Origin of the sequence: Pseudonocardia bannensis, assembly GCF_012911875.1 — a bacterium.
In the GTDB taxonomy this organism is placed as follows: domain Bacteria; phylum Actinomycetota; class Actinomycetes; order Mycobacteriales; family Pseudonocardiaceae; genus Pseudonocardia; species Pseudonocardia bannensis.
The window spans coordinates 23295-32083 of the sequence record NZ_JAAXKZ010000064.1; the positions used below are offsets into that span (position 1 = coordinate 23295).

Here is an 8789-nt window from a genome sequence, read left to right on the forward strand (position 1 = left end):
CGGTGCTCGCGCGGGCCCGGGATCCCGGCGGTGCGTCCCGGCGCGCGTGGCACGATTCGGTTCGTGCAACCCGCTGCCGACCGGCGATACGTCCTGACGCTCAGCTGCCCCGACCGCACGGGGATCGTCGCCCGCATCTCGGGATTCCTGGCCGACGCGGGCGCCTGGATCGTCGAGGCCGCATACCACGCCGAGCCGGAGGAGAACTGGTTCTTCACCCGCCAGGTCGTGCGCGCCGACTCGGTGCCCTTCGACGCCGACGAGCTGCGCGCCCGCTTCGCCGAGGTGGCGGCGGAGTTCGGCCCGGAGACGAGCTGGCAGGTCACCGACACCGCCGTGCTCAAGCGGGCCGTGCTGCTGGTGACCAAGGAACCGCACTGCCTGCACGACCTGCTCGGCCGGGTCGCCGCGGGTGAGCTGCCGGTGCAGCTCGAGGCGGTGATCGGCAACCACGAGGGGCTGGCCGACATCGTCCGCGCCCACGGGGTCGAGTTCCACCACGTGCCGTTCCCGGGCCCGGACGCCCCGGACCGCGCCGCCGCCAAGGCGGCCGCGTTCGACGAGGTCCGCAAGCTCGTGGACGTGCACGACCCCGACGCGATCGTGCTGGCCCGGTTCATGCAGATCCTCCCGCCGGAGCTGTGCACCGCCTGGGCCGGGCGGGCGATCAACATCCACCACAGCTTCCTGCCCTCGTTCGCCGGCGCCCGGCCCTACCACCAGGCACATGCCCGCGGGGTCAAGCTGATCGGCGCGAGCTGCCACTACGTGACCGCCGACCTGGATGCCGGCCCGATCATCGAGCAGGACGTGATCCGGGTGGACCACGGCGACACGGTGGCCGACATGGTCCGCCGCGGGCGGGACATCGAGCGGCTCGTGCTCTCCCGCGGGCTGCGCTGGCACCTGGAGGACCGGGTGCTGGTCCAGGGCAACAAGACCGTGGTCTTCCACTGATACGCCCACCGGGTACGGCTCAGTGCCCCCGCACCCGGCGCGGTCGGAAGCGCAGCGGCACCGAGTAGATCGACGCGAAGTTCTGCGGCGTCTCCCAGCCTTCGCGGATCCGCGTGCCGTACTTGTCCAGGTAGGCGGGGTTGCGGTCGGCGGACGGCTCGTCCGGTGCCACCACGGCCTCGCCGGTCAGCACGACGATGTCGCCGCCCGTGCCGTCGCCGTCGAGGTTCAGCGCGACCCGAGGGTTCGCGCGCAGGTGGTCCAGCCGCTTCGCCTCGCCGTGGCTGTAGATCAACGCCGAGTTCGACGCGTCGTCCCACAGGAACCACACCGGCGCGGGCTGCGGGGTGCCGGCGCCGTCGACGGTCGTCAGCCAGGCCAGCGGTTCGGAATGCAGCCGGCGGGCGACCCGAGCGCCGAACTCGGTCGCGGGATCGGGTAGTGCGAAAGCGATCGCTCCTCCTTCTCGGCAGGTGGCCTCCGCTTGCGACGGGATGACCGGCCACATTCCGTGGCCGGTCACCCGCCGGGGTGCGCCTCGTCAGGTCGGCTTGATGTTGGCGTTGTGGTGGAAGAGGTTGCCCGGGTCGTACTCGGCCTTGATCCGGGCCAGCCGCTCGTACTTCGCCGACCCGTACGCGGCACGCACCCGGTCGTCGTCCGGCTCGGAGTTGAGGTTGAGGTAGCCGGCGGCGCTGCCGGCGAGCGGGCGCAACGCGTCCCAGGTCGAGCGGACCCAGCCCCGGTCGGTCCGGAACAGCTCCTCGTCCTCGCTCACGCCGGTCAGGTCGACCATGTACTGCGCGACCCGCCGGCCGCCGAACGCGGTGTCGTCCTCGCCGACCCGCTCGAACGCGCCGTCCAGCCGGAAGATCGGCATGAACGACATCGGCGAGGCCTTGTCCGGGGCCCGGCCGACAATCACGTCGATGGCCTCATCGGTCAGTTCTTCGAGGTAGATGCACTTGTCGTAGGACCGGATGCCCCACGGCGCGGCGTCGTCGAGCATCTGCTGCAACCCCGTGTACGGGATCGGCGTGACCAGTTCGAACAGCGGCGGGCACACCTCGCGCACCGGCGCGATCGCGGCGGCATGCTCCTCGGCCGAACCGAAACCGACCACGATGAGCGCATGCCCCGGCATGAAGTGGTACTCCTCCGGGACGAACGGCGCGTCCGGGGCGCTGAGGGCAGCGGCGATCAGCAGACCGGTGCGCTCGGGTAGCGACGGGATCGCGTCCCGGCACGCCCGTAGCGCCTCGACGCCCCGGTCCTGGTCCCAGAAGAGGAATGCCAGGTGCACCTCGGGTCCGACCGGGTGCAGCCGGAACTCGAACGAGGTGACGACACCGAAGTTGCCACCACCGCCGCGCAGGGCCCAGAACAGGTCGGGGTGCTCATCCGCCGAGGCGCGCACGCACCGGCCGTCGGCCAGCACCACCTCGGCGGATTCAAGGTTGTCGATGCTCAGCCCGTGCTCCTGGACGAGCCAGCCCATCCCGCCGCCCAGGGTGAGACCACCGACCCCGGTGTGGCTGATGACCCCACCGGTCACGGCGAGGCCGTGGGCCTGGGTCGCGGCATCCAGATCGGCCAGCGTGGCGCCGCCACCCACGACCGCCCGCCGGCGTTCGGGATCGACGGCGACGTGGTTCATCGTGCCGAGGTGGATCATCAGCCCGCCGTCGCACGCCGACGCACCGCTGAACGAATGGCCGCCCCCGCGGACGGTGATCTCCAGACCCTCCTGCCGTCCGAAGTCGACGGCAAGAGCGACGTCGGAGGCGGTGGCGCATCTGGCGATGACCGCCGGGCGGCGGTCGAACTCGCCGTTCCAGAGCGAGCGGGCCTCGTCGTAGTCGAGGTCGCCGTCGACCAGCACAGAGCCCGTCATCGCCGTGCCGAGCGCACCGAGACCGCCGCCGGTTGTCTGGGTCATGACCGTCCTCCTTCGCCTCCTCGCCGAGCCGAGTGTGGCCTCTCCCACCGGCGCAGAGCCCGGATGCGGACGATCCCGGCCGAGGTCAGGACATTGGTCCTGATCCGGACTCGGTGCCCGTCGAGACCCCGTAGACGACGAAGCGGGGTGGCCCCGCTCCGACTGTTCGGAGCGGGGCCACCCCGCTGAGGGTTGGCGATCAGGCCGCCGAGGCGACCTCCGAGGAGGACGCCGCCGGTTCGAGCGCGAGCTCGAGCACGTCGGCGACATCGGCCACCGGGTGCACCCGCAGCTGCGAGCGGACGGACTCGGGCAGGTCGTCCAGGTCCGGCTCGTTGCGCTTCGGGATGATCACGTCGGTCAGGCCGGCCCGGTGCGCGGCCAGCAGCTTCTGCTTGACCCCGCCGATCGGGAGCACCCGGCCCTGCAGCGTGACCTCACCGGTCATGCCGACGGTCGACCTGACCGGCCGCCCGGTGGCGAGCGACGCCAGCGCCGTCGTCATCGTGATGCCCGCGCTCGGGCCGTCCTTCGGCACAGCACCCGCCGGGACGTGGACGTGGAGCTTCTTCGACGCCAGGTCGCCGGCGAGTCCCTTGGACCGCAGGTACGACAGGGCGATCGAGACCGACTCCTTCATCACGTCGCCGAGCTGACCGGTCAGGGTCAGGCCCGGATCACCGTCCATGGCGGTGGCCTCGATGAACAGGACATCACCGCCGGTCCCGGTGACCGCGAGGCCGGTCGCCACGCCGGGCACCGCCGTGCGCTCTGCCGACTCCGGGGTGAACCGCGGCCGGCCGAGGAAGCCGACCAGCGCGTCGGCGTCGATCGTGACCGGCACCCGGGCGCCGGAGTCGAGCTGCACGGCGACCTTGCGCAGGACCTTCGCCAGGCCCCGCTCCAGCTGCCGCACGCCCGCCTCGCGGGTGTACTCGGCGGCGATCATGCCGAGCGCGACCTCGGTGAACTCGACGTCGCACGGCTCCAGACCGGCCTTCTCGATCTGCCGCGGCAGCAGGTGGTCGCGCGCGATGGCGACCTTCTCCGCCTCGGTGTAGCCGTCGAGCGTCACCATCTCCATCCGGTCGGCCAGTGGGCCGGGGATGGTCTCGGCGACGTTGGCCGTCGCGAGGAACAGCACGTCGGACAGGTCGAGGTCGACCTCGAGGTAGTGGTCGCGGAACGTGTGGTTCTGCGCCGGGTCGAGCACCTCGAGCAGTGCCGACGACGGGTCGCCGCGGAAGTCCGAGCCGAGCTTGTCGATCTCGTCCAGCAGCACGACCGGGTTCATCGAGCCAGCCTCGCGGATGGCCCGCACGATCCGGCCGGGCAGCGCACCGACGTAGGTGCGCCGGTGGCCGCGGATCTCGGCCTCGTCCCGGACGCCACCCAGGGCGACCCGGACGAACTTGCGGCCCAGCGCCCGCGCGACGGACTCACCCAGCGACGTCTTGCCGACGCCGGGCGGACCGACGAGCGAGAGCACCGCGCCGGAGCCCCGGCCGCCGATCTTCTCGAGCCCGCGGCGGTTGCGCCGCGCCCGAACGGCCAGGAACTCGATCAACCGCTCCTTGACGTCGTCGAGGCCGGCGTGGTCGGTGTCCAGGATCTCCCGGGCCACGACCAGGTCGTCGGTGTCGGAGGTGCGCTCGTTCCACGGGATGTCCAGCACCGTGTCGAGCCAGGTGCGGATCCAGCCCGCCTCCGGGCTCTGGTCCGAGGCGCGCTCGAGCTTGCCGACCTCGGTCAGCGCAGCCTTGCGCACGTGCTCGGGCAGGTCGGCGTTCTCGACCCGCGTGCGGTAGTCGTCCGCGCCCTCGGGCTCGTCCTCGCCCAGCTCCTTGCGGATCGCGGCCAGCTGCTGGCGCAGCAGGAACTCGCGCTGGGTCTTCTCCATGCCCTCACGGACGTCTTCTGCGATCTTCTCGCTGACCTCGAGCTCGGCCAGGTGCTCGCGCGTCCACGCGACGAGCAGCTCGAGCCGACGGGTCACGTCGGTCTCGGCGAGCAGCTGAACCTTCTGCTCGAGGTCGAGGTAGGAGGCCCAGCCGGCGGTGTCGGCCAGCTGTCCGGGATCGGTGATCTGCTGCACCGAGTCGATCACCTGCCACGCGTTGCGCTGCTGCAGGATCGACACGACGAGCGCCTTGTACTCCTTGGCGAGCTCGTTCGTCTGCCCCGGGAGAGCCTCATCAGGCACCGGGGTCGCCTCGACCCACAGCGCCGCACCCGGCCCGGGCACGCCCGAGCCGATCCGCGCGCGGCCCTCGCCGCGCACCACGGCCGCCTTCTCCCCGCTGGGGAGCCGGCCGACCTGTTCCAGTACCGCGATCGTGCCGACCGCGGCGTACCTGCCGTCCAGCCGCGGCACGACGAGTACCCGCCGGTCGACGCTGTTCGCCGCGTCGACCGCCGCCTGGGTCTCCTGCTCGTCGAGCCGGACGGGAACCACCATGCCGGGCAGCACCACCGAGTCGGCGAGCGGAAGCACCGGCAGCTTCAGCGTCTCTGTCATGCTCGGTTCAACGTTTACACCGTTGAACTCATTCCAGCGTTCAAGTAAATCCGCGGTGAGCGAACGCAGCTGACGTGAGCCCTGCCGGGCTCAACTCCAGCGACCAGTACGGCAACGAGCATCGCCGACCGCGGAGACAGGTTTCAGCGGGCGAGGCCCTCGACGACCTCCGCGCCGGGCAGGGACGCCGCGAGTGCGCCGGGCAGGGCCAGCTTGCTGCCGCGGATCCCGCTGCCGATGACGACCGCCGGTGCCGCCGCCACCGCCGGGGCGATGAGCAGCGGCCACTCGGCGGGCAGCCCGACCGGGGTGATCCCGCCGTATTCCATCCCGGTCGACGCGACCGCGTCCTCCATCGGGGCGAACGACGCCTTGCGCGCGTTCAACCGTCTGCGCACGAGTCCGTTGACGTCGGCGCGGGTGTTCGCGAGCACCAGGCAGGCGGCGTACCGGGTCTCCTCGCCACGACGCCCCGCGACGACGACGCAGTTCGCCGACGACGTGACGGGCGAGCCGTAGGCCTCGCAGAACGCGGCGGTGTCGGCCAGGTCGGGGTCGATCTCGGCGACCCCGACGAGGGCCGCGTCGGCCGGATCGAGCAGCTTGAGCGCGTGCGCCACCGGATCACCCAGCAGGTCCGGTCGGTCGAGCGCGGGAACGGCCTCCAGCGTGCCGAGGACCGCCCAGCGCGGATCGGTCACCAGCGCTGATCCCCGCGCTGCACCCCGACGACGGCCGGCTTGACATCCACGATGTAGACGAGCACGGCCACCAAGCCGGCCAGCCAGAACAGCGCCCCGTTGCTCCACGGCCCCTGGAACACGACGAGCACCAGCAGCCCGGCGCCGGTGATGCCCAACCAGGCGTTCTTGGTCAGCTTGCCCACCGCGGTGAACGCGTCGGCACGCTGGCGCAGGGCGTGGATGAACGCGTACGCACCCACCGGAATCCCGAGGATCCACAGAGCCCGAAGGATGTAGAAGTCCAGGTGTTGCAGCACGTCCACCCCGTCAGACTACGTGCGTGGGGCCACTCGTGGCATCCCCGGTCGTCGCATGCACGACAGCGACCCCGGGCCCGAGGCCCCGAAGCCGCTGTCGTGGTGCGGCGTCCGGCACGGGTCAGTTGCCGGACTTGGCACCGTCGGTGCCGGTGGCGCCGGTCCGGCGGGTGGCCGGCTTACGGGTGGCGGCCTTCGGCGCCGTGCGGTTGGCGGCCCTGCGCGTGGTGCTGCGGGTGGTCGCGGCGGCCTCGACACCGGCCTCGTCGATCGCAGCGGCCGCGTCCTTGCCCGCGTCGGCGACGGTCTTGCCCGCGTCCTTGCTCACCTCGGCCACTGTCCCGGCGGCCTCGTCGGCGAGCCGCTGGGTCGCCCGGGCGGCCTTCTCCCCGGTCGACCGGGTCTGGCGGGTCACGGTGCTCAGCGCCTTCTCGGCGGCATCGTGGGCGTCGTCGACGAACTCGTCGACGCGGGCGTCGAGCCGCTCGGTGACCGAGTCGATGGTGTTCAGCGCCTGCTTGACCTGCGGCTGCTTGCGCAGCTTGCCCCAGGCGGCCTCGCCGCGCTCGGCGAGTCCGGCGTAGTACTGCTCGGCCTGCGTCCGGACCTGGTCGACGACCTTGCGGAACTCGTCGGCGGTCAGCTTGCCGCGCAGGTCCTCGATCTCGTGGGGGAACTCGGCGACGCGGTTCTGCACCAGGTCGGCCCGCTGCGCGGCGCGGGTGCGCGCGGTGGTGACGGCCCGGGTGACGGTGCTGACGGCGTAGTCGCCGGCGCCGAGCACGGCGAGCAGCGGAGTACGGGCGACCCCGGCCCGCTCGGCGGCATTCTTGGCAGCCTGCTCGCGGACCTTTCGGACGTCCGCGGCGGTCGGCAGCGACACGGCCATGGTGATCACTTCCCCTGTTCTCCGGAAGACACTGTGGTTGCGCCGGGTTCGACCTGTCGGTCGTTCTCCCGACGGAAGGACTGGTAGACGTCGAGCAGAATCTGCTTCTGGCGCTCGGACAGCGTGCGATCCGCGAGCACGGCGTCGGTGACGTCGCCCGCCGGCCGCTCGTCGAGGATCCCGGCTTTCACGTAGAGCGCCTCCGCGGAGATCCGCAGCCCCTTGGCGATCTGCTGCAGGATCTCGGCCGACGGCTTGCGCAGCCCCCGCTCGATCTGGCTGAGGTACGGGTTGCTGACGCCGGCGGCCTTCGCGAGCTGCCGCAGGGACACCTGGGCCAACTCACGCTGGGCGCGGATGTAGGTGCCGATGTCGTCGACGGCCTGTCCCACGGCGTGGCCGACCTGCTCGACGGCGTGGCCGACCATCTCGGTGGGCTTGTCCTGCTTGGTCATCGGCACTCACCTCCACTCCGACGCCTTCGACCGTACGTGTGGGTGCTAGCTGTAGCAAGCGCTGTGCTTGCGCAGGTGAGGTGGCATCGGCCACAGGGAGGCGCCGGATCGACGTCGGACTAGGGTCGGCCGTGGCGTACCCGGTCTCACCGCGGGATCACCTCCCCGGCCCGATGCGGTCCACCGCAACGGAGGCGAGAAATCGTGAACCAACCCCTCCCAGCCGGCAGCGACGACCGGACCGAGGTCCCGGCGCCGGCCGGCATCCGGCCGTTCGACGGACAGCTCCGGCCCGTCGCGGCCGTCGCCGTGGGCGGAGCGGCCGGTGCGCTGGCGCGCTGGGGCGTCGGCCTCGCGCTGCCCACCCCCCACGGTGGATTCCCGCTCGGGACGTTCGCGATCAACGTCGTCGGCTGCCTGCTGATCGGCGTGCTCATCGTGACGATCACCGAGCTCACCGACGCTCATCCGCTGCTCCGGCCGTTCCTGGCCAGCGGTTTCCTGGGCGGGTTCACCACCTTCTCCGCGTACTCCGTCGAGATCCAGCTCCTGCTGTCCGACGGCCACGTCGGGGTGGCCGTCGGCTACCTGTCCGCCACTCTGGCCGCTGCGCTCGCGGCGACCTGGGCCGGGATGGCGCTCGCCAGGGCGGCGGGGTCCCGGCGAGCGGGACCCGGGCGGGTGGCCCGGTGATCGCGCTGCTGGTGGTGGCGGGCGCGGTCGTCGGCGCACCGCTGCGCTACCTGACCGACCGCGTGGTGCAGTCCCGGCTCGGCACCGGCTTCCCGTGGGGCACGTTCACCGTGAACATCATCGGCTCGTTCGTGCTCGGCCTGACACTCGCCGCGACGACGTCCCCGGCGGTGATCGCCCTGGTCGGGACTGGCTTCTGCGGGGCGCTGACCACCTACTCGACGTTCGGCTTCGAGACCGTGCAGCTGGCCGCGACGGGTCACCGGCTGCTGGCCACCTACAACGCGCTCGGCTCGGTGTTCGCGGGGCTCGGCGCGGCCGGGCTGAGTCTGGCGATC

General features: G+C 71.8%; 10 protein-coding genes. 3 read left to right on the forward strand and 7 right to left on the reverse strand.

Annotation, left to right across the window (positions count from 1 at the left end):
* The first annotated feature begins 63 nt into the window (after positions 1-63).
* Complete coding sequence (gene purU / locus HF519_RS17425) at positions 64-957, forward strand: formyltetrahydrofolate deformylase (RefSeq protein ID WP_169414018.1); 894 nt, start codon at positions 64-66, stop codon at positions 955-957.
* A gap of 19 nt (positions 958-976) precedes the next feature.
* On the opposite strand, the gene HF519_RS17430 is transcribed toward purU, so the two are convergent.
* The 7 genes from HF519_RS17430 to HF519_RS17460 form a co-directional block, all read right to left on the reverse strand.
* Positions 977-1480, reverse strand: coding sequence for a TIGR03667 family PPOX class F420-dependent oxidoreductase (locus tag HF519_RS17430; protein ID WP_312860164.1), 504 nt, complete (start codon positions 1478-1480; stop codon positions 977-979).
* Between the two features lie 18 nt (positions 1481-1498).
* On the reverse strand, positions 1499-2896 hold the full coding sequence (locus tag HF519_RS17435; protein WP_169414019.1) for an FAD-binding oxidoreductase: 1398 nt from the start codon (positions 2894-2896) through the stop codon (positions 1499-1501).
* Positions 2897-3095: 199 nt separating this feature from the next.
* Positions 3096-5414: an endopeptidase La gene (lon, locus tag HF519_RS17440; protein ID WP_169414020.1), complete on the reverse strand. Its 2319-nt coding sequence runs from the start codon at positions 5412-5414 to the stop codon at positions 3096-3098.
* A gap of 143 nt (positions 5415-5557) precedes the next feature.
* A complete protein-coding gene (locus HF519_RS17445; protein WP_169414021.1) occupies positions 5558-6115 on the reverse strand; it encodes a YbaK/EbsC family protein in 558 nt (185 codons plus the stop codon).
* Entirely contained in the window at positions 6112-6420 is a 309-nt protein-coding gene (locus HF519_RS17450; protein WP_438826406.1) for a DUF2516 family protein, read from the reverse strand. Before HF519_RS17450 ends, HF519_RS17445 begins: the two co-directional genes overlap by 4 nt.
* A gap of 115 nt (positions 6421-6535) precedes the next feature.
* Positions 6536-7312, reverse strand: coding sequence for a hypothetical protein (locus HF519_RS17455; RefSeq protein ID WP_211170165.1), 777 nt, complete (start codon positions 7310-7312; stop codon positions 6536-6538).
* On the reverse strand, positions 7309-7731 hold the full coding sequence (locus tag HF519_RS17460; protein ID WP_211170170.1) for a helix-turn-helix domain-containing protein: 423 nt from the start codon (positions 7729-7731) through the stop codon (positions 7309-7311). Before HF519_RS17460 ends, HF519_RS17455 begins: the two co-directional genes overlap by 4 nt.
* A gap of 231 nt (positions 7732-7962) precedes the next feature.
* On the opposite strand from HF519_RS17460, the gene crcB reads away from it, so the two are divergent.
* On the forward strand, positions 7963-8451 hold the full coding sequence (gene crcB / locus HF519_RS17465) for a fluoride efflux transporter CrcB (RefSeq protein ID WP_169414023.1): 489 nt from the start codon (positions 7963-7965) through the stop codon (positions 8449-8451).
* The coding region (locus HF519_RS17470; RefSeq protein WP_169414024.1) for a fluoride efflux transporter FluC at positions 8448-8789 on the forward strand (342 nt) is incomplete at its 3' end. The genes crcB and HF519_RS17470, both read left to right, overlap by 4 nt.

What these genes read in the sequence shown, in the direction of transcription:
- HF519_RS17435 (WP_169414019.1), bottom strand. Translation starts at nt 2,896, where the DNA reads ATGACCCAGACAACCGGCGGCGGTCTCGGTGCGCTCGGCACGGCGATG.
- lon (WP_169414020.1), bottom strand. Translation starts at nt 5,414, where the DNA reads ATGACAGAGACGCTGAAGCTGCCGGTGCTTCCGCTCGCCGACTCGGTG.
- HF519_RS17460 (WP_211170170.1), bottom strand. Translation starts at nt 7,731, where the DNA reads ATGGTCGGCCACGCCGTCGAGCAGGTCGGCCACGCCGTGGGACAGGCC.